Annotated in this window: 10 protein-coding genes; 8 read left to right on the plus strand and 2 right to left on the minus strand. The window is 43.9% G+C overall.

Annotated features, from left to right (window positions below; all coding sequences use genetic code 11):
• Both AC58PQ_RS06340 and AC58PQ_RS06345 read right to left on the minus strand, forming a co-directional pair.
• On the minus strand, nt 1–1602 hold the full coding sequence (locus AC58PQ_RS06340) for a response regulator (RefSeq protein WP_497241111.1): 1602 nt from the start codon (nt 1600–1602) through the stop codon (nt 1–3).
• Nucleotides 1580–3370: a sensor histidine kinase gene (locus AC58PQ_RS06345; RefSeq protein WP_497241302.1), complete on the minus strand. Its 1791-nt coding sequence runs from the start codon at nt 3368–3370 to the stop codon at nt 1580–1582. The genes AC58PQ_RS06340 and AC58PQ_RS06345 overlap by 23 nt, the downstream gene beginning before the upstream one ends.
• Before the next feature lie 375 nt (nt 3371–3745).
• On the opposite strand from AC58PQ_RS06345, the gene AC58PQ_RS06350 reads away from it, so the two are divergent.
• From AC58PQ_RS06350 to AC58PQ_RS06385, 8 genes are all read left to right on the plus strand, one after another.
• A complete protein-coding gene (locus tag AC58PQ_RS06350) occupies nt 3746–5944 on the plus strand; it encodes an alpha-galactosidase (RefSeq protein ID WP_497241112.1) in 2199 nt (732 codons plus the stop codon).
• Between the two features lie 580 nt (nt 5945–6524).
• The gene (locus tag AC58PQ_RS06355) at nt 6525–8876 is read left to right on the plus strand and encodes a helix-turn-helix domain-containing protein (RefSeq protein ID WP_497241113.1); all 2352 of its coding nucleotides are present in this window, start codon (nt 6525–6527) and stop codon (nt 8874–8876) included.
• A 207-nt stretch (nt 8877–9083) separates the two neighbouring features.
• A complete protein-coding gene (locus tag AC58PQ_RS06360; RefSeq protein ID WP_497241114.1) occupies nt 9084–9998 on the plus strand; it encodes an ABC transporter permease in 915 nt (304 codons plus the stop codon).
• A gap of 11 nt (nt 9999–10009) precedes the next feature.
• Nucleotides 10010–10903, plus strand: coding sequence for a carbohydrate ABC transporter permease (locus AC58PQ_RS06365; RefSeq protein ID WP_497241115.1), 894 nt, complete (start codon nt 10010–10012; stop codon nt 10901–10903).
• 69 nt (nt 10904–10972) lie between these two features.
• Nucleotides 10973–12523 carry an ABC transporter substrate-binding protein gene (locus AC58PQ_RS06370; protein ID WP_497241116.1) on the plus strand — a complete coding sequence of 517 codons (1551 nt, stop codon included), beginning with the start codon at nt 10973–10975 and terminating at the stop codon, nt 12521–12523.
• Nucleotides 12524–12651: 128 nt separating this feature from the next.
• On the plus strand, nt 12652–14757 hold the full coding sequence (locus AC58PQ_RS06375) for a DUF5054 domain-containing protein (protein WP_497241117.1): 2106 nt from the start codon (nt 12652–12654) through the stop codon (nt 14755–14757).
• A 20-nt stretch (nt 14758–14777) separates the two neighbouring features.
• Nucleotides 14778–17147 carry a beta-galactosidase GalA gene (galA, locus tag AC58PQ_RS06380; protein WP_497241118.1) on the plus strand — a complete coding sequence of 790 codons (2370 nt, stop codon included), beginning with the start codon at nt 14778–14780 and terminating at the stop codon, nt 17145–17147.
• A gap of 262 nt (nt 17148–17409) precedes the next feature.
• Nucleotides 17410–22566, plus strand: coding sequence for a carbohydrate-binding protein (locus AC58PQ_RS06385; RefSeq protein ID WP_497241119.1), 5157 nt, complete (start codon nt 17410–17412; stop codon nt 22564–22566).
• Nucleotides 22567–22592: the final 26 nt, after the last annotated feature.

Genomic DNA, 22592 nt, shown 5'->3' on the forward strand with positions numbered 1-22592 from the left:
CTACGATGTTCGATGACCGAAGACGAGCTTGCGAAATTCTGTCGGGTACATGCCTTCCATATGCTTAAAGCTGCGGCTGAAATGATTCGGGTCTGCATATCCGATAAGCTCAGATATTTCAAATATTTTAAAATCAGGATTCTTGAGCAACTCGCGCGCATGTTTCATTCGAACATTTGTCATATAATCGGTGATCGTTTTACCTGTTTCTTTTTTGAACAAAATGCTCAAATAATTTTCTGTGTAGCCAACGGTATTGGCTAAATCAGCCACCTTGAGAGGTAAATTATATTTCTCCATAATTTGACGGATCACCATTTGAATCTCAGGACGAAGCTTCTCTTTCCCATGTTCTCGCTTGTATGCCAAGAAGACGGGAAGCCAGCCGATGAACCACTTAGATAAATCCTGCAGGGTTTCGGCATTTCGAATGACATGGTACGGATACTGCTGTTCGTGTAGCGTGACGGAGTAAATATCGCCGCCTTCGGCCTTCAAGCAACGCGCAAAGATATGAAGCAGTCGGAGCCACTGCTCTCGCAAAATAGCAGGCGGGATATCCTTATGGCGGCAGATTTCCTCCGTCCAAGTGAGAATCTTCTCTTTCAAGCCGACTTCGTCACCTTCCTCGATGCGTTTAATCCATTCTTCTTCTTCCCATGGCTCGGAAAGCGTAGGCAGTGATAAATTTAATTGATCATAGGAAACCATACACGCGCCTCCGTAATAGAACCGGTAACTTACGGCATGATCTGCTTTTTCATAAGCTTGATGAAGGGCTAAAGTGTCCTCGTAGGAGGGGGAAATGCCGATCGCGAGCGAAATTTTCAGGAAAGCTTGTACGGCACTCTGCATTTCTACCAACATATTCGCGTTTAGTTGGCCTGTAAGCACACAAAACTTTCCAACGGAAATCTCCACTAACTCACCATTTCCGTACTTTTTCAGAATTTCATTGAGGACATTTTTCACGGTATAGGTCAAAAGACGATCGCTTTGGAATCGGTTATTCTGCGTTAATTCCTCATAGGCTTCGATTTGGATAACCGCGGCTGATAGGGGGCATGGAAACGGCTCTAATTGAAATTCCCGCCACACCTGTTCAATTTCCCCATGGGAAACATGGGCTAACAGGAGCTCGCGCAGCCGCTTTTCTTTCACCTCGTTGCTATATTGATTAACCTTTTGCTCTAGCTGAGTTCTCGCATTCTTGCCTTGCTTTTCCATATGAATTTGATCACGAATTGCGCGCAGCTTCTCCATCAGCTCGGAGGGATTGATTTCTAATTTCGTGACGTATTCAATTGCGCCTAGGCGGAGTGCTTGCTGCACATAGTTAAAGTCGTGATGATTGGATAATATAAGACATTTGATATTCGGCCAGCGTTCCCGGATCAGTTTCAGTAATTCAAGACCATCCATCTCCGGCATACGAATATCAGTGAGTACGACGTCACAAGGCTGGGATTCTAATATTTTGAGCGCTTCCAACCCATTCGCAGCTTCACCTATGACTTGGAACTCCTCGTTATCTCTCGGAATGATTGTTTTTAAGCCGATGCGCACAAGTATTTCATCATCAACGATCAGAATTTTCAGCATCTGTAGTCCTCCTTTTCAAAGGCAGCACCAGCTGTAGTCGGACGCCTTCGCCCTCCACACTCGAAATTTGCATGCCGTATTGCAGCCCAAAGTGAAGCTTGATTCGTTCGTTCACATTGCGTATACCGATGCCGCTGAACTTGGCGTGCGGCTGATGCAGGGAAGATTCGACCTGCCCAATCATCTCCAAACTCATGCCTACCCCGTTATCCTGCATCACAATATGCAGATTCCCATCCCTTTCTTCAGCTTGAAGATCAATTAGAAGCGGGAACCGATTGCCATGAATAATGCTGTTTTCGACGGCAGGCTGCAGCGTGAATTTCAAGACTTCACAGTCAAGCAGTTGTTCAGGAATGTGATAAGTAAACGTGATTTGATCATGATAGCGAATTTCCTGCAGGGAGAGATACACTTGTAAATAGTCGAGTTCCTCTCGCAATGTGACGAATTCCTGTTCATTGCGCATGGTGAAATTCAGCAGTTTCCCAAGCTTCGTAATCATTTCGCTAATATGATCAGCCCCAGAGAGCAGCGCCATCCATTTGATCGAATTGAGTGTATTGAGTAGAAAATGCGGATTAATCTGTGCTTGCAGCGCTTGGAATTGGGCTTTCTGCTTACGCCGCTGCTCATCGTATAAATCGGAGATGAGATCTTGCAGATGCAGCACCATGCGATTAAAATAATTGCCGAGCATGGCGATTTCGTCTTCACCTTTAATGGTGACCAGTGTATTAAATTCCCCTTTACCAACCTTGGTCATGGACTTCGCGAGTTGTTTGAAGGGACTCGTTACACGAAGCATGAGTACAATGAAGGCTATGGCAAATAGGAGAAACCAGGCAACTACCCAGGTGATCGATTTGTCTTTTTCCCGACTGAGCTGTGTGGCGAAATCCTTCTGATTCATGAATTGAACGAGCCGCCAGCCGAGCTGTGGCACATAGGCGTCATTTATAAAATAGACATTTTCATTGATCTTCACTTCTTGAATGCCATTTACGTTGGTGCGAATGTTTTGGAGCGCATGGTTAGCTAATAAATCTGCAGCAGCGCTATCTCCAATTAAGAGCTTTTGGTCTTGATCGACGAGGACAGAGGTTATGCCGGCTGCTTGTTGTTTGCGAATGTAGGAGTCCGGATAGAAGAATACTTGGATCGGCACGCTTATAAAAAACACACCATAATTACTTGTGTATTCGCCATTAATTTGTCTTGTCATGACAATTAGATCTTGCTTATTGTTCGATGTGGGAAGCGAGTAAGGAACCGTCCAGAAGGGGAAGCCATTTCGCTCGAGCGTAGGTGCGTACCAGCTTTCCTGATAAAACGATTGGACATTCCTCGCTGTTACGGCTGACCAAGTCGTATGTGTATAGCCTCTATTGTCATATAAGCCAAGCTGTGTTGTGCTGTCGAGCAGGAGATCCTTGACGTTGGACATTTTTTTTTGCAGGCTTGTGAGCTTGATGAAGGAACTATAATTATTAGACCAATCGGCAGGCTCTTTCAGAAATTTCTCTGTTTCCGGATCATTAATGATCAGGCTTGAAGCGGTGATCATGCGAACGGCCATATCATTCATGGCTGTTGCTTTCTGGGACACGGTTGTTTGATTAGATTGGTTGAGCTGAATTTGGACAATATTTTCAGAAGACTTATAGAAGCGGTAAAGGATGATAACGACGGGTAAAATGATCAAGAAAAATAAGGAGATCAGAATCTTTCCGCGTAATGTTTTTATTGGACTGCGCAGTAACTTCATGGAGGTCACACCATGCCCTCATCTTCTAGGATTGGGAATCTCTTCTATCATACAACGATGACTCTTATCCTGCTAGAGAGAGTGGGGGGCAGCGTCGTATTTCAAAGAATTTGCCGTATATAACAAAGAATATGCAGGGAAATGATGTGCGTATGTATTCCCTCCTGAGCTTAATGCCCGAGCTGTAATATACATTCTACAAGTTAAAAGCTCACCGCTTATTCCCAATAGAGGATATAAGCGGTGAGCTTCTGTTTGTTGCGTGAGAAATGCAACAATATTTAATTTTTACATGTTTAATTTGTCGGATTGTTTAAATTGGACAGTGTTTTTTCGCGTAAATTCAATCTATGATTCGATTAGGAGGGATTATACATGTCCATTACATTTGAAGAAGTACAAGGCCTATTTCATCTACAAAATAATCATATGAGCTATGTGATTCAATTGATTAACAACGCGTACCCAGCCCATGTCTATTGGGGGCGTCCGATTCGATCGGGTCAACTGGATTCGATTATTCAATATACGTGGCGTGCTTCCTCCTTTAGCCCGAATCCCGTTAAAGGAAATGAAATGTTTTCATTTGATACGCTACCACAGGAGTATCCAGCTTATGGGACTAGCGATTATCGAGAGCCTGCCTATCAAGTGGCACTGCCGAACGGCTCAACGATCACAGAGCTTGTTTATGACAAGCACCGTATGGTACAAGGTAAGCCGTCACTTACTGGCCTGCCGTCGACTTATGTAGAGACAGACAAGGAAGCGGAAACACTAGAGATTGAACTTGTGGATCGTGTAGCAGGTTTGCGAGTGATTCTGTCGTACACGATTTTTGCCGATCACGCTGCTATCACGCGATCTGTACGCTTTGTGAATGAAGGGACAGCTGATCTGAAGCTTCTTCGTGCGTTAAGTATGAGTGTAGACTATTCGCATGCGAACTGGGATTTGCTGCAGCTCTCTGGCAGTTGGGCGCGTGAACGCCATATCGAGCGCAGAACGTTAGCACCAGGTAAGCTGACGGTTGAAAGCCGCCGCGGTGCAAGCTCTCATCAGCATAATCCATTCGTAGCCTTGCTAGCCAAGGATGCCAACGAGGATTATGGTGATGTATTTGGGTTCAACCTCGTATACAGTGGGAATTTTGCTGCTCATGCGGAAGTGGATCCTTTCGCAACGGTCCGAGTTTCCATCGGGATCAATCCGTTTGATTTCAGCTGGCTGCTTGAACCAGGTGCGCAATTCCAAACGCCGGAAGCCGTGATGGTTTATTCAAGCGGCGGGCTGGGCGACATGTCCAGAACGTACCATCGTTTGTATCGGACACGCCTATGCAGCGGCGAGTTCCGTGATCAGGTTCGCCCTGTGTTGGTTAACAACTGGGAAGCGACGTATTTCGATTTTGATGCGGATAAAATTGAGAGCATTGCTCGAACCGGCAAAGAGCTGGGGATTGAACTGTTCGTTCTTGACGACGGATGGTTCGGCAAACGAAATGGTGATAAGTCATCTCTTGGGGATTGGGTCGTTAATGAAGCGAAGCTGCCTGGCGGCCTAGAAGATCTTGTTCAACGCGTGAATAAGTTGGGGCTGACGTTCGGTCTCTGGTTTGAACCCGAGATGGTGTCACCAGATAGCGATTTGTACAGGAAGCATCCGGATTGGTGTTTGCATGTGCCTGATCGCAGACGTACTGAGGGACGCAATCAGCTGATTCTGGATTTCTCTCGAGAAGATGTGCGTGAGTGTGTGTTGGGAATGCTTCGCAACATTCTGAGCAGCGCACCGATCACGTACGTAAAGTGGGATATGAATCGGAACATGAGCGAAATTGGGTCGGCTGCACTTCCGCCAGAACGTCAAAGAGAGACTGCTCATCGGTATATGCTAGGTCTGTATGACTTTCTGGGTAAGATCACGACCGAATTCCCGCATATCTTGTTTGAAAGCTGCTCAGGCGGCGGAGGCAGGTTCGATCCAGGTATACTGCATTATATGCCGCAAACGTGGACGAGCGATAATACAGATGCCGTGTGCCGTTTGAAAATTCAGTATGGTACGAGTCTTGTGTACCCTGTAAGCTCTATGGGATCACATGTGTCTGCCGTGCCTAATCATCAAGTTCACCGTATGACGTCACTCGAGACACGTGGCCATGTCGCGATGTCAGGTAATTTCGGTTATGAGCTCGACCTCACCAAGTTTACTGAAGAAGAGAAAGAATTTGTTAAAGCGCAAGTTGAGACTTATAAGCAGATTCGTCCACTGGTTCAATTCGGCGATCTCTACCGTTTGTTAAGCCCATTCGAGGGTAACGATACCGCGTGGATGATTGTCTCCGAAGACAAGACGCAAGCGATGGTTGTATTCGTTCGTGTGCTTGCAGAACCATATGCACCGCTTACAACTATGCGTCTCAAAGGTCTTAACCCCGCCTTCGACTATCGTATCGAAGGTGTCGAAGGCGTATTCCCTGGTGACCATTTGTTATACGCTGGAATACCTGTCGCAGGACTGCACCGCGACTTCCAAAGCAAAATCTGGCTGCTTGATCGTGAGCTTCAATAGCCCATTTCTAGCTATCCCTCGCCTACTTCTTTCGTGGTAGAGCGGGTTTTTTTACATTCTTAACGAGATGGAATGATTCTTTTTCATCTGTTTTACACTATGATAAATCAACTCGGAAAACTGCTCCGTAATTGTGAATGGTAAAGGATCCAAACAATGATCCTGCTGCTGGAACGAATTGGTCCGCTTCAACAATTGGAGAGTTGAAAATTCCTGCAAAATGCAACATAAATTAAATTTTATATGTATATTTTGTTGGATTATTTAAATATGACAGTGTTTATTTGTAGGAGTTCTATATTATGATAGTATTTTGAAAAGGGACTGCCTATAGCTAACATCTCGTCTTGCGATTAACGAAATCAACGAAGTCAATAGCGCGGATAGACAATCTGTTTGAGTTACAGTACGATGATTGTAAGGAGTGGGAGAGATTTGATACCAGGTTCATAATATGCCCTGCCGAGGTTATCCGATATGCTTGTTAAGCTCATCGGATTCTTTATTGATGTATAGATTGGATAATCCTGTACCACAATGTGATTAAGGTTCAATATCAACCAGAAGGAGTAACATTGACATGATGAGGTTTTTTGGATCAAGCAAATACTTTCATAAGATTTATCTATGGATTGGCTTGGTCTTTTTGAGCCTGCTGATTATTTTTTCAACGATTATTTACATGAGTGTCAAGAAGTCGGTTCTCCAAAATAACTATGAACTAAATAAGCAGCTGCTTTCAGAAGTTGTCTCTAATCTAGATAATTTCGATCAAATGGTGAAAAACTTATGTTACTCCATCTATATGAGCAGTGACACCAAATCCATTTTTAAATTAGACAGTATCAGCAATAATATTGTCAGTGCGAGTGCCGCTCTGGAAAACTTAAGATCAGCATATATGAGCAATAACGGATTTATCCATTCAATCTTTATCCATAATGGAAAGTCAAAAGTCTATTTGTCTACAAACAAAGGGCTTTTTAGCAGCGATCCTCAACTTGAAGAAATGCTTCGCTCTTACCCGGTCCTGCCTGTGCTTAAGCCAATTTACAGAAAGATGGAGAGTCTTTATCCGATTGCGTCCAAGCCAACGGATGATGTTTTCACCTATGCGATGTATGATTGGTTGGGAAAGGAAAATATGCCGGAAGACAGCATTTATGTGAATATTAAAGCGGATTGGATGCTGGAGAATATCAATAGGATCAACACATCGAATCCGAAATCAAAGAGTAGTATTTATATCCTGAACGGCAATGGCGAAAGTATTGGGAATCCGATACAAGATGATACGAAAGCTTCCCTGCAATTGATTTTTAGAGACTTCATCAAGGACAAAATCACGGACGCCGGAGCCCCGTTCGATTCCTTTTCAGTCGACTTTAAGGGAGAAAAAAGCTATGTGTCATTTATTTACTTGCAACGTGTCGATTGGGTACTGGTGAAGGTTCAGCCATATAAAGAGGTATTCCAAAATATAGAAAATATTAAACTCATTATGCTGCTTATTACCTTGCTATTCATTCTCATTGCACTCGTTGCTTCCTTCTTGATATCCAAGAAAATATATATCCCTATAGGCAAGCTTGTAAAACAGATTAATACGATGGATGATGAAGAAAGCGATGTAAATCCGGCAGATGATGAGATCGGCTTTTTAAATCAAATGTACAATAAATACTATGAATACAGAGATCTATACTTGAAAGAAAACCACAAGAAAGATCGGCTCCTCAATAATTATTATCTTACAAATCTTCTGGTGGACAGTAACTCTGTGACTAATGACGATATGGCTAATGTATCAGGGAGTAATATTGCTTTGTTCGACTCCGTTGGGAAATTGGTCGTATGTGTCATTAAAATCGATCAATACAATCATTTTGTTATGAAAAGTAATAAAGATCAAGAGTTGTACAGGTTTGCCATCTACAATATCATGTGCGATTTGGTTGCGTCAGAATTTCATAATGAAGCGGTGGATATGAAAAAAGACCAGATTGTGCTTATTGTGAATACGGGACAAGATCAGGTGGACGATTCTGTCCGCATTCTGTCCGAGCGTATCGCGGAAGCGCAGAGGATGATTATGAATTATTTTAAATTGTCCGTAACTGTGTCCATTGGCGAAATGGTAGAATCCGCTGTTGCTCTGGAAGGGAGCTATCGCGTTGCCTTGTATAATGCCAACTATCGAACCTTGTTAGGGAGAATGTCCATTATTACAAGTGACAAAGTGAAAAAGAATAACGAAAATGAGCAAGTTCATTATTCTCCGCAGTTGAATAAAAAGCTGGTTGAAGCTATGAATTCTGGAAATGTTATGAATGCCGAGAAGATCATTTTAAGTATGTTGGATGAAATCAAAGAGCAAAATTTCAACAATATGATGCTGTCTGTCATGCATATTACAACTTTTATTTTGAATATGCTCAATGAAATGAACAGGTCCAAGCTTCAACCCCAGAATATCGATTACAATGTTTATAATATTAAAATGATGGAATTCGAAACGATGGAAGAGATTCATGGAGAGCTTATCCGATTGCTATCTCTTGGAGTAGGAACGCTCAGACATTCAAATATAGAGAAGCATGCTATTCTTATAGAAACGGTCAAAGGAATCGTTGAGGAAAGTTATTCGGATCCTGGTTTAAACTTGCAGCTGATCGCAGAAAATCTAAAAATGTCATCCGTATACCTGGGGAAAATATTTAAAGATAATATGTCGGTCTCTCTCGCAGAGTATTTGAACGGAGTACGACTGGAGAAGGCAAGAGAGATGCTGGAGCATTCGAATTTCACCATCGTCCAGATCATTGAGAAGATCGGAATGGAAAATGAAAGTTATTTTTATAAACTCTTTAAAAAGAAATATGGGATTACACCGAAGGAATATGTTTTGAAGCAAACGATAATGAAATCTTAAAAGCTCACCGCTTATGTCCTCAATTGGGAATAAGCGGTGTTTTTTTTGTCTGTTGCGCTAGAAATGCATCAATATTTAAATTTTACATGTTTAATTTGTCGGATTGTTTAAATCGGACAGTGTTTTTTCGCGTAAATTCGATCTATGATTCGATTACAGAGAGAGCCTAGCTAGAAGGAAATACGATCATCCAAGGAGTGAGTACATTTGAGGCAATCACATTTTATCAAAACCTTCATGAGAAACAAGCAACTATTTATTTTATCTTTTCCAGGCGTGTTGTTTTTATTTGTTTTTAGTTATATGCCCTTATATGGCATGCTGTTACCTTTTAAGGATTACAAAATCGATTTGGGATTTTGGAAGAGCCCATGGGTCGGATTTGACAATTTTGAATATTTGTTCTCTCAAGATGCGTTCCGCATCACTAGAAATACAGTTGGGTACAATTTGGCTTTTATTGTTGTCTTATTGATCGTGTCTGTCGTGTTTGCATTGATGCTAAATGAAATGAGACGATCTTCCGTTAAGTTTTACCAAACGATTTTGTTCCTGCCTTATTTTCTTTCTTTTACCGTAGTCAGCTACGTTTTCTTGGCTTTGTTCGACATGCAAAACGGATTTGTGAATGCGATACTCCATATGTTTGGGAAGGACGCAGTTCTTTGGTATAACGATGCGAAATATTGGCCTCCATTGCTGATATTAACTTATGTTTGGAAGAACGCTGGATATTTTACAATCATCTATTACACGGGCCTCTTAGGTATTAATGATGAATACTACGAAGCAGCAAGGGTAGATGGCGCAAACAGATGGCAGCAAATAAAAAGCATTTCAATTCCATTATTAAAGCCGCTTATCGTGATCATGGTCATGACGCAGGTTGGGAAAATCTTTGTAGGAAATTTTGATTTGTTTTATCAGATTCCAAGAGATTCATCGTTGCTGTATTCCACAACAGATGTAATCGATACTTATGTGTACAGATCATTGAAATCACTCGGTGATGTTGGAATGGCCTCGGCAGCAGGCGTGTATCAATCGGTTGTCGGTCTTGTTCTGGTTATTTTTGTGAATTGGCTTATTCGAAAATTTGATAAAGAAAATTCAGTATTTTAAGGTGGGTTATTATGCATAGTTCAGTTCAACGAGGATTGCCTATATTCAATGTGATATCACATCTGATTTTGATTGGTTTTGCAGTGCTCTGTATAGTTCCATTAATTCTTGTGATTTCTGTATCTTTATCGAGTGATGCGAACATTCTGCAATATGGGTATAGTCTGCTACCTCATAAAATCGACTTTACTGCTTATCGATTTATTTTTGCAAGTCCGGATCAGCTTCTGACTTCTTATGGAGTGACCATCTTTGTATGTATTGTGGGCACAATAATTAGTACAACCATAACCACAATGCTAGCCTACACCATGTCTCGAAAAGATTATGCCTATGCACAGAAAACGTCATTTTATGTTTTCTTAACCATGTTGGTCAGCGGTGGATTAGTTCCTTGGTATATTATAACATCCAAAGTTTTGCACATGACGGATACGATATTCGTATTATTTGTTCCTTATCTGGTCATACCCATGTTTGTATTGATTATGAAAGGATATATGTCTGACATCTCTCCGGCAATTATCGAATCGTGCAAGTTGGATGGCGCCAGCGAATACCGTATATTTTTCAGCATCGTTGTTCCTATGACGATATCGGGTATTGTTACAGTGGCGCTATTTATTGTGCTCATGTACTGGAATGATTATTACTTAAGCCTAATGTTTATTCAGAACAGCAAATTCGTTTCGCTTCAGTTCTTGTTATGGAGGATTATGTCCAATGCGGATTACCTTAGAAGCTCTGTAGCAGCCTCAATGGGTTTATTGAAAGGCGTCGTCATGCCGGATCAGTCAGCAAGAATGGCCATTTGCGTGCTAGCTGCTGGTCCCATGATGTTCATCTTCCCATTTATTAATAAATTTTTCATCAGAGGTATTTCCGTCGGTTCCGTGAAGGGATGAGACGCATTGTGATTGTAATACTGGAAACAGTATTCAATATATAAAAGTAAAAATCAGGAGGGTTCAACAATGAAAATCAGAAAATTGTCAAGAACATCAGGTTTGCTTTTGATTACAGTCTTGCTTGCATCAGCTGCTTTATCCGGTTGCGGTTCAAAAACTCCCAAATCGGATTCTGCTTCACCGAACACTTCGACTCAAGCACCAACAACAGAAACCAAAGACCTGGCCCCCGTTAATTTAACGTGGTACGTCGTAGGGACGCCTCAAAAAGATCAGCAAGTTGTTACAGATGCGATCAATAAAATTTTAAAAGAAAAAATCAATACGACCTTAACGATCAATACGATTGATTGGGGTGCGTACGATCAAAAAATGAATGTCATAGTCTCTTCCGGGGAGCCGTACGACCTTGCCTTCACATCGTCCTGGGCAAACAACTATTCTCAAAACGTATCCAAAGGAGCCTTGCTTCCGCTGGATGATTTGCTTTCAAAATACGGTAAACATATTTTGGAGCAAGTGCCAGCAAAATATTGGCCTGCCGCCAAGGTAAACGGAAAAACGTACGGCGTATTAAACTATCAGATTTATGCGATCGGCAGAGGTTTAAACATTAAAAAAGACCTTGCTGACAAGTATGCCATGGATACATCGAAAATTAAGAAGTATGCCGACATGACGCCTTTCCTAGATAAAGTGAAACAAAGCGATCCGAGCGTTACACCTTTTCTGCAAGTTGGCAATATTACGAATATGTATGATTTGTTCGATAATGAAACAGGCATGACGATTGACCAAGTGCAAGGGAACAGTGTAAATCCGCTTGGCATTCATACCGCCGATAAATCGTTAAAGGTATTCGACTTGGTGGAAAGTCCGGAATTTATGGCGCAAGCCAAAATGTTCAGAGATTGGTATCAAAAAGGTTATATTCGCAAGGATGCCGCTTCTTTAAAAGATCAGAAAGCGGAAGCAAAGACTAGTAAATATGCAGTAATGACAGGCGGATATGGTCCCGGAAGCGAAACAGGTCAATCCACTGAACTCGGATATCCGATCGTTCAGGCAAAACCTGTACCTCAATTTGTTAATACAGGCGCCGTCATTGCCGCTATGACGGGTATTAATAAAAACAGTAAAAACCCGGAAAGAGCCATGATGCTGTTGGATCTATTATTCTCGGATAAAGATCTTTATAATCTGTTTGTTTATGGAATTGAAGGCACTCACTATACGAAAGTAGATGCCAACACTGTTGAAGTTGTCAAAGACTCCGCATACAATCCGAACAATGCATGGGAATTCGGCAGCTGGTTCAATGCCTCAGTGCAAAAAGGTCAACCTGCGGATACTTGGGAGCAAATGAAAAAGGCGAATAATGATTCAACAGCTTCACCGCTTCTTGGCTTCCTGTACAACGCAGATGCCATGAAGAAAGAGAATGCACAGATCAATGCTATTATGAATGAATATCTTCCAATTATCTATACAGGTACACTGGATCCCGAAAAAACGATTCCGGAACTGACTAATAAGCTGAAAGCAGCCGGTTTGGACGCGTTGATTACAGATGCTCAAAAACAAATTGACGATTGGAAAGTCGCAAACAGTAAATAACAAGTTAAAATTCTAAAGAAGTTTAATGAATTTGTGCTGATTGAAGGTTCAGGGGGGAACGGCTTGTTATTCGGGTCATTCCCCTTTTTAAAGCCTGTTTCACTTTTAATTGGAGAGAGGAACCAAACATGAGCAACCTGAAAAAGGTTCACGTTATATTTAAAACCCATTTGGACATTGGTTTTACGGATATGGCGGAGAATGTAATCAATAAATATTTTAATTTATTTATTCCTCAAGCGATGCAATTGGCCAAACAGTTAAGGTCTGAAGGAGACTCCGACAAATTTGTCTGGACGACCGGCTCTTGGTTAATTCATGAATTTCTCAAGCATGCTCCCGACGCACAGAGAAAAGAGATGGAAGAGGCCATTGTAAACGGAAGTATCACATGGCATGGATTGCCTTTTACCACCCACACCGAGCTCATGGATCCGGCTTTATTTGAATACGGCTTGTCGATTAGTAAAAAGTTGAATGCCAGATATGGGAAAAACATCGTAGCGGCGAAAATGACGGATGTCCCGGGGCATACGATCGCCATGATTCCTTACTTGGCTAAATACGGAATTCAATATTTGCATCTCGGCGTAAATCCTTCATCCAAAATTCCGAGTGTTCCTACGCTCTTTATTTGGAAGGGGAAAGATGGATCGGAAATCATTGTGAATTATGCAAGCGACTATGGGAATGTTGTGGAAATTGACGGATTCGATGAAGCGATGGTATTTGCCCATACAGGCGACAATTCAGGCCCGCCGTCAGCCGCCGATATTCGAGCGGAATTTGCACAGCTTTCAGAACGATTCCCAGGCGCAACGATCCAAGCATCCACAATGGACGCCTTTGCCGAGAAATTAATCAGCATGAAAGACCGCTTTCCTGTCGTTTACGAGGAGATTGGAGATACCTGGATTCATGGCATCGCTACAGATCCCGTGAAAGTTTCCCAGTACAGGGAATTGTTGAGACTCCGCGACAAGTGGGTACAGGAAGGCCGATTGAATCTGGATAGCAAGGAATATGATGAATTTTGCAGTCAGCTTATTCTGATTCCAGAGCATACATGGGGAATGGATGAAAAGAAATTTTTGACGGATTTCAAAAATTACTCGATTCGCGATTTCCATCATGCTAGACAGGTTGATCATATTTCAGATGGAGCTATTCATGATAAATATCGTTATCTGGGACTTTTTGCCATGAATAATGAGTTTGGCGCTTCACCTGACTTGTTTGCGGCATCTGGCGTAGAGAAGAGTTTCAGTTACTTTGAAAGCTCATGGAAAGAGCAGCGGGATTATGTCCACAAAGCCGTTAGTGCTTTGTCTGACGACAAGCAGCAGGAAGCCGCGGAAGCGTTCCAGGCATTGGCGCCTGAACAAACGCAATTGCACAATGCGAAGGAACTTAACAATTCCAGTACGTATCAGCTCGGCTTGTTTCAGGTTGCGTTTGACAGTCAAGGAGCCATTTGCAAGCTAATCGACAGTAAGGGCAAGATTTGGGCGGATGAGCATCATCGGTTAGGTTGTTATCAGTACGAAACATTCGGTCATGAGAATTACAATGCATGGTTCCAAAACTATACCCAAAATTGGAGTGAAACCTACTTCTGGGCCGATGCGGATTTTAGCAAGCCTGGCATGGAATTTGCAGAGCCTCGGCCTGAACATAAGAGGTTCTCGCCCCATTTGATCAGCTTAAGAAATCAGACTCAAGAACACTACGACCACGTACAAGCGCAGCTTGTTATGCCTTCCGAATGCGTTCAGGCATATGGAGCGCCGCGAGATCTTCAAATTGACTACAAATTTTATAAAAACCGTAAGCAAATCGACGTGGAAATAAGCTGGTTCAACAAGCAGGCTAACCGTTTACCGGAAGCAAGCTGGTTCTCATTTGGGCCCAACGTCGATAATCCGAATTTGTGGAAAATGGATAAGATGGGTCAACTGATTTCTCCGCTTGAGGTTGTAAAAAACGGAAGCCGCAATCTGCATGCTGTCAATTCAGGCGTTTATTACCATGGAAGTGATGGCGAAGTTCGCTTGGAAACGTTGGATGCCCCTTTATTATCACCTGGCGAGAAGAGGGTGCTGCAATTCGACAATAGTTTTGCTCCTTTGGATGGAGGCATGCACTTTAATTTGCACAATAATGTGTGGGGAACGAATTTTCCAATGTGGTTTGAAGACAATGCCAAATTCAGATTCTCCATTCATATAAGCTAAGAAGTACAAGGAGAGAAACCATGACTGACATCAATAGAGTGAAGGGAAATTTTGACAAAGAATGGATGTTCCATCAAGGGGATTTGCCGATCATGCATGCCGTTAAAGGTGGAATGACCGGAGGCTTAACCGATTGCGAGGAGATCGAAGACGGCGAATGGCTAAAGATCGCTTACTTTGATGAAAGGGAAACCTCACAGATTGATCAGGCAGCCTGGAAGGAGGTCGTCCTGCCTCATGATTGGTGTGTAGAGGGCGACTATGTGAATGATGGAGGCAAAGTCAAACACCACAAAAGTCATGGCTATCTGGCTGCGGGAGTCGGGTGTTACAGGAAAGTATTCGACATTCCACAAGAGCTTGAAGGCAAGAAAATTTCTTTGGAGTTTGACGGTGTGTTCCGTAACAGCACGGTCTGGGTTAACGGTCATCTGCTCGGCATCCATGCAAGCGGCTATACAGCCTTTACGTATGATATTTCAGATATCGCGCGTTACGGAAGCGAAGGGAAAAATGTTGTTTTTGTCAAAGTGGATGCGCGTGATTATGAAGGCTGGTGGTATGAGGGCGCCGGGATTTACCGTCATACGTGGTTAACCGTAACGGATCGGCTTCATGTAGATCGGTTCGGGACTTATGTGACGACGCCTGAGGTTAGCGAAGAGCAAGCGGGAATTGCCATCGTCACTACCGTGAGAAATGAATATGATGCCGCGAAAGCTTGCAGGCTCGTAACGAAGGTTTACGATAGTCATGGAAAAATAGTTGGCGAAAGCGCCAGTGCTATGGAAATTTCATTCCAGCAGCAAGGAGTTTTCGAGCACTTTGTACGCATAGCTAAACCTGCGCTCTGGTCGCCGGAGTCGCCTTCCTTATATTATGTCATGTCGGAAGTCTACGATGAAGAGCAGCTTCTGGATACGTACCGGACAAACTTCGGTATTCGAACAATCGAATTCAAAGCGGATGCAGGCTTTTTCCTGAACGGGAAGCATTATCCGATCAAAGGCACCTGCAATCATCAGGACTTTGCCGGCGTCGGTGTGGCGCTGCCTGATCAGCTCATTGCATACAAGCTCAGATTGCTTAAAGAGATGGGCTGCAACGCGTATCGAAGCGCTCATCATCCGGCAACGCCGGAGCTTCTGGATCTATGCGATCAGATGGGCATGCTAGTCGTGGATGAGAACAGGAAGCTGGATGTTTCACCTTCAGGGATTGAAGAATTGAAACATATGCTTTATCGGGGCCGAAATCACCCTTCAATCATCATTTGGAGTATGGAAAATGAGGAAATATTGGAAGGGACCATTATGGGAGCGCGAATGGTCAAAACCTTGGCTTCAATTACACGCAGTATAGATCCGACTAGACCGACGCTAGCAGCTATGAATCATGGATGGAATGACGGCGGATACAGCGATGGCGTGGATATCGTAGGGTATAACTACGGTCAGCGTGAAGATCAGGATATTAGCGACCATGAAAAGTACCCTAACCGAATCATGCTTGGAAGTGAAAGCGCAAGCTGTACGGTAACCCGAGGCATTTATGAAAGAGACGACTTGCAAGGATATTGTCCTGAATATGGCATTCATATTCCTGAGTGGAGCTGCTCCGTGGAGAAAGCGTGGCGCGATGTGGTCGAAAATCCTTTCCTTTCAGGTGTGTTCATTTGGACAGGTTTTGATTACAGGGGCGAGCCAACGCCTTATGAATGGCCCAACATTAACTCTCACTTTGGCGTGATGGATACGTGCGGCTTTCCGAAAGATAACTATTTCTATTTAAAGTCGGCATGGACCGACGAGCCGATCGTGCATATCATGCCGCATTGGAACTGGCAGGGTAAAGAGGGTCAGATCATTGATGTATGGGTATATAGCAACTGCGAACGCGTAGAATTGATTCTGAATGGAAAGAGCTTGGGCGAACAAGAGATGCCGCGCGCTTCACATTTGGAATGGAAAGTGAACTATACGCCGGGCGAACTCAAGGCTATCGGCAGGAACGGTTATACGGAGGCAGCGCGTAAAGTTGTCGCAACAACGGATGAGCCTTATGCGATAACATTGGTGCCTGATCGAACTCAAATTGCAGCCGATGGCAGCGACGTAGCCGTCTTCAGAGCGTTTGTGGTGGATGCTCTTGGAAGAGTGGTGCCTACAGCGGATAACGAAATGCATTTCACAGTCGAAGGGAAAGCGAACATCTTGGGCGTAGGCAACGGAAATCCAAGCAGTCACGAACCTGATAAAGCGAATCGAAGGAAAGCTTTCAACGGCAGTTGTCTGCTGATTATTCAATCCGTAGAAGAAGCCGGCGAAATCGCCGTAAAGGCAGCTTCCGACGGTCTCATGGCGTATAACTGCACAATTGCTTCAGTCTAATGTGTAATTGAAGCACTCTGGTTTCTTGAATTAGATAACGATTTCTCTAATTCAAGAAACTATTAAAATACAATTTATGTAAGCGTTTCAATTTATTTGGAAGACAGACTCAATGGAAGGGGTGATGCTGTATTATAGATCAATTCATGAGCTTCCTACTTCGTTATGAGGAAGATATGAAAGATGTCGAGTGCTGGCACAGTCGCAGAAGGGGTTTACAAACAGACGCAATTAAATGGTATTACAAATGGGAGGTAGAAAGATGAATGACAAAGGTAAGAGTAAATTAAAGGCAGTCTCTCTAACACTTTCACTGGCACTCTTGTTGTCAAGTGCAAGTAGTTTGTTCCCTTTCAGTGGTAATAAAGTAATGGCAGCAAATGTAGATGATTGGCCTGAAGTCTCGGGGTTTCTTCAAAATATGACGGGCGTGTATACGGCTCCTTCCATTATTCCGAATAGTGGTGATTTTACACCAGATGGCCCCATTATGGGGAACGGAGACATGAAAGTCGTACTTGTGGGAGATACGAATCAGCAAAAATTCAGTATCAGTGAAAGTGACATGTGGACAGACGGACCAAGCGGCATTCGGGCTATTACTACAGGGGGAATTACGATTGGGCCTGACAGTAACAAACCTGCCCCTCCCGCTACAGGCACTTTTAGGCAGGAGCAGGATATCCTAAACGCCAAGGTAACGGCTACTTCACAGTCTAATTTCAAAACGGTAACCTATGTTTCAGCAACTGAAAATACAATGGTGACCGAACTGTCGACAGATGGCACCGCTTCCATACCGATGTCTGTCGATATATGGGCAAAGGCGGACAATCAAGCAGCATTCCCCAGCACCGCGGGAATTGACAGTACGACCGGAATATTGTGGGCAACGAGAGCATCTAACGGTGGGTCAGGTGTAAGATGGACGACAAGGAATGCAATCGCTTCGACCATTCAAGGTGCGAGTGTTACGAAAACAACAGATAATCTTGGCAAGAGTACGGCAACCTTTACGCTAGTGCCGGGTACAACCGTCAAAATTTATACGGTACTTAAAGGCGGTAAAAACGCCACAACCCATTTGGCGGATGCAAAAGCAAGAGCAGGACAGTTGAACGATTCCATTGTTGCAGGTCTTAAAACGGCGCACCTGGATTGGTGGAAGCAATTCTGGCTCAAGTCTTATGTAAGAACGTACGATGATCTTCTGGATAAGGCTTACTATGGCGCACTGTACCAATTTGGATCCATCAATAGGGCCGGATTTACTCCTGCAGGTCAATACCCATTCTGCCTAAGTGACTTTCCCGGATGGCAAGGCGATTATCACTTGAATGCGGAATATTTGGGCCAGAACGAAGCTTTCTTCGTAGGTAATAGACCTGAGTTATCCGATGGGGTCTTCCAGCCCTTGCTCGATTTCATGCCTCAAGGAAGGACTAATGCTCAGAGCCAAGGGAAACAAGGGATATTATATCAAGTCGGAATTGCCCCGTGGGGGACATTGTCGGATAATTTTTACGGAGGTCAGGTTTTAAATGCATCCTATACTGGCGCTCTTCTCATTTGGAACTATTATTACAATCAGGATATCAATTGGTTGAGAACGCAAGGTTATCCTTATATTAAAGCTTTGGGCGATTTCTGGGTAAGTCACCTCGGAGCCAAGGTTGACGGTAAATATGTCGATTATGGCTCGACGAATGAACATAGTTATGGTAGAAATCCAATTCTGGATTTAGCGCTGATCAAGTTTGTCATGAAAGCTTTGTTGACCACTAGCCAAGATTTGGGCGTAGATGCGAATATGCGGGCAACCTGGCAAGATATTTATGATAATGTCAGCGATTATCCGACTGCAATTCAAAACGGAAAAAGAGTTTTTGTTGGCAATGAAGCAAAAACTTCTTTTCTCAATTATACGGATTTGGAATTAATTTATCCGGCAGAGCAAATTAGCATTTCATCGCCCCAATATTTAAAAGATATCGCGTTCAATTCATTGGATTTAGCGTACTATGATAGGCCTACTTACGGAATATATGCAAATAGGATTGGCTATCCGATTGATAAAGCAGTATCTCATATCAAATCAGATATTCTTAACGTGCCGCTTGAGAACTGGCACGGATTAAGGCAGAACAACACGATTGGGGGTCTCCATGGCAATGGCGAGTTTATGGAGTTCATCCATTCAGCCATGCTTCAGAGTCAGGAAGATTTTATTCGTATCTTCCCAAATTGGTACACGGATAAAGCGGCGAAATTCAAGAGGTTAAGAGCCAAAGGCGCATTCCTGGTCGATGCGGATATTACTTCATCCGGCGTGATTCAGAATGTAAACATCGTGAGTGAACAAGGTAAAACGGTTTCCGTGATGAATCCATGGCCGAGCCATCCGCTCCAGGTTACCAATAACGGTGTCCCGGTCGCTACCACAAATAACGGAGGTCTGTATACGTTTAATACGAGCGCAGGTAGTTCTTATGCGCTTACTCCGGGGCCGAGTAGTATTACATTGAACCAAAAGCAGGCAACTGTTGAGCAGAACCAAACTTTACAATTAACTGCACAGGTTATGCCTTCAGATGCTAATGAAGTTGTAACCTGGTCTTCCAGTAATCCTGCTGTTGCGACGGTAGATGGTAATGGGCTTGTAACAGGAAAAGCTGGTGGCACAATTATTATTACCGCTGCAACAGCTGACGGAAAAATTGCTACATCTACGATTAAGGTTCCTACGAATCTCATGAGCATACCAGCGCCCGCAGCCGTTACAGCATACGGAGCGGCGAAGACAGCGGCAGCTCTTGGATTGCCCGGTAAAGTATCCCTTGTAACCAATGCGGGAAATTTGGATGCCAGTGTGACATGGGATGTAAGCAGCACGAGTTATGATCCATCAAAGGTAACGGAGCAGACCTTTACAGTAACAGGAACCGTAACCCTGCCACCTGAAGTCTTTAATCCGAGCAATGTACCATTGACATCAAGCATTAGCGTAACTGTAAACTCTGTTCAGGGAATACCTGGAAAAATAGAAGCGGAAAATTACGTTAGTATGTCTGGCATTCAAACAGAGAACAGCTCGGAAGGGACAAAGAATGTAGGCTGGACTGATTCAGGAGACTGGATGGACTACGTTGTAAATGTTCAAAAATCGGGATTGTACAAAGTAGATTACAGGGTAGCAGTAAACTCTGGTACAGGCATCGTCAATTTATTAGTAGATAATGTTTCGAATAAAATAACATCGTTGCCGTCAACCGGTGGCTTCCAAACTTGGAAGACCGTATCCGACAAGGTTTACTTAAATGCCGGCAAGCATACCATAAGGCTGGCCATCAATACAGGCGGCTGGAACATTAACTGGTTTGAGTTATCTGAAGTGCCGCCATCGAATCTCATGAGCATCACAGCGCCGGCAGCCATCACAGGAGCGCCCATCGGAACGGCGAAGACAGCGGCAGCTCTTGGATTGCCGGTAAAAGTAGCTCTTGTAACCGATACGGGAAATGTGGATGCCAGTGTGAATTGGGATTTAAATAGTGCAAGCTACGATCCAACTGCCACGACGGCGCAGACCTTCACCGTAACAGGAGAAGTAACTCTGCCCACTGGAGTCCTAAACCCGAATAGCGTTCCATTGACAACAAGCATCAACGTATCTACAAAGCCTGTCGAACTAGTAGCCCACTGGAAGCTCAATGAAGGCTCCGGTACAACCGCTGGAGATTCTTCAGGCAAAGGCAACAACGGAACTCTGGTTAACAACCCAACTTGGACCAATTCGGGCAAGTTCGGCGGAGCGCTTGCTTTCAGCGGTGGCTCAAGGGCCGAGATCAACCCTTCGGCAACTTTGAATCAAACGGGTGACGAGTCCGTGTCGTTGTGGTTCAAGACTTCTCAGCCTTCAACTGGCTACATGAACCTTTTCCGTCAAGATAAGCGTTTCACGGCCCTACAGTTAAAAGGCGGGGGTCAAGCTCAAGTGGCCTATTGGCCCAATGGTTCATCTAATCTTAAAATGCTATCGTTTCCATGGACCTACAGCGATAACAACTGGCATCATTATGTGGCTTCCTACGATCACGCATTGGGGCTGAAGGTCTATGTCGACGGTAAGGTAGTGGCAAGCGACGCAACGAATCTCGGACCGCTTCCGATTGTAACGAATAAAATCGTGTTGGGAGCCAATGAATCCAGCGGAGAAGCTTACACTGGACAGTTGGACGACGTTCGTGTATTTAACGGTATGTTGAGTCAGGCTCAAGTAACGCAATTGATGAATGAGGGGCAAGGACCGACGTTGCAGAGCATCACAGCACCAGCAGCAATCACAGGATTGCCAAACGGCACGGCAAAAACAGCAGTTGCCCTTGGATTACCTGCAACGACAGAGCTCGTTACCGATACGGGAAGTGTGAATGCTAATGTGGCTTGGAATGTAGACGGTTCGAGTTATGATCCGGCTATGCGAACGCAGCAGACCTTCACCGTAAGTGGAATTGTCACCCTGCCCGCAGGAGTGGCAAATCCGAACAACGTAGCATTGACAACAAGCGTCAGCGTAACCGTATTGCCGGCGCCAACACCAAAGTCTACATTGACAGGTGTACAGCAGGTACTTTCTGGCCAAACCTTCACTCTGACAATGGGACTGACCGAAGTTACGCAAAGCGTATATCAGCAAGTGTACGCCCAAGATTTCACACTAAAGTATGACCCTACAAGTGTGCAATTCGATTCGGTGACATCCCTGAAAGACGGGTTCCAAGTCATCGATAAAAAGGAGACAGCTCCGGGACAACTCAGGATTGTGGTTGCAAGCGCTGGCGCGAACGTGCCTGCTCAAGGCGATATGCTCGCAATCCAATTTAAGGTCAAATCTGTAACCCAGGCAACCAATACGACAATTTCTGTAGATCATGTTGTGATTGCCAATGCACCGGGGAATGAACTGCAGGTTGACGGTGCTTCCCGCGAGATACAGATAACTATACCGAGTATACCTGTAGATAAGGCGCTCTTGAACTTGGCGATCACAAGCGCTCAGGCGAAATATGCTGCAGCAGTAGAAGGCAGTGGGGACGGTCTGTATGCGGTCGACTCCAAAACGCAATTGCAGTCGGCTATCAATGCGGCTAGTGCAACAGCGAATAATTCGAATGCGACTCAGCAGCAGGTGGATAATGCGAAAGCCGCATTGGAAGCAGCAGTTCAATTTTTTGAAAGCAAGCTAATCACCGCAGATATCAATGGAAATGGTATCTCAATTGGAGACTTGGCTTTAGTCGCGGGAGCTTACGGTAAAGAACCAGGTCAAGCGGGCTGGAATGAGAAAGCGGATGTAAATCACGACGGCAAAATTGATATTGAAGACCTTGCCATTGTAGCCAGAGCGATCTTGCAATAAAACTGCTTCGAATGGTGATGGATTAG

The organism is Paenibacillus sp. J22P143, from assembly GCF_059692035.1.

What these genes read in the sequence shown, in the direction of transcription:
- galA (WP_497241118.1), top strand. Translation starts at nt 14,778, where the DNA reads ATGACTGACATCAATAGAGTGAAGGGAAATTTTGACAAAGAATGGATG.
- AC58PQ_RS06370 (WP_497241116.1), top strand. Translation starts at nt 10,973, where the DNA reads ATGAAAATCAGAAAATTGTCAAGAACATCAGGTTTGCTTTTGATTACA.
- AC58PQ_RS06375 (WP_497241117.1), top strand. Translation starts at nt 12,652, where the DNA reads ATGAGCAACCTGAAAAAGGTTCACGTTATATTTAAAACCCATTTGGAC.
- AC58PQ_RS06355 (WP_497241113.1), top strand. Translation starts at nt 6,525, where the DNA reads ATGATGAGGTTTTTTGGATCAAGCAAATACTTTCATAAGATTTATCTA.
- AC58PQ_RS06345 (WP_497241302.1), bottom strand. Translation starts at nt 3,370, where the DNA reads ATGAAGTTACTGCGCAGTCCAATAAAAACATTACGCGGAAAGATTCTG.
- AC58PQ_RS06340 (WP_497241111.1), bottom strand. Translation starts at nt 1,602, where the DNA reads ATGCTGAAAATTCTGATCGTTGATGATGAAATACTTGTGCGCATCGGC.
- AC58PQ_RS06385 (WP_497241119.1), top strand. Translation starts at nt 17,410, where the DNA reads ATGAATGACAAAGGTAAGAGTAAATTAAAGGCAGTCTCTCTAACACTT.
- AC58PQ_RS06365 (WP_497241115.1), top strand. Translation starts at nt 10,010, where the DNA reads ATGCATAGTTCAGTTCAACGAGGATTGCCTATATTCAATGTGATATCA.
- AC58PQ_RS06350 (WP_497241112.1), top strand. Translation starts at nt 3,746, where the DNA reads ATGTCCATTACATTTGAAGAAGTACAAGGCCTATTTCATCTACAAAAT.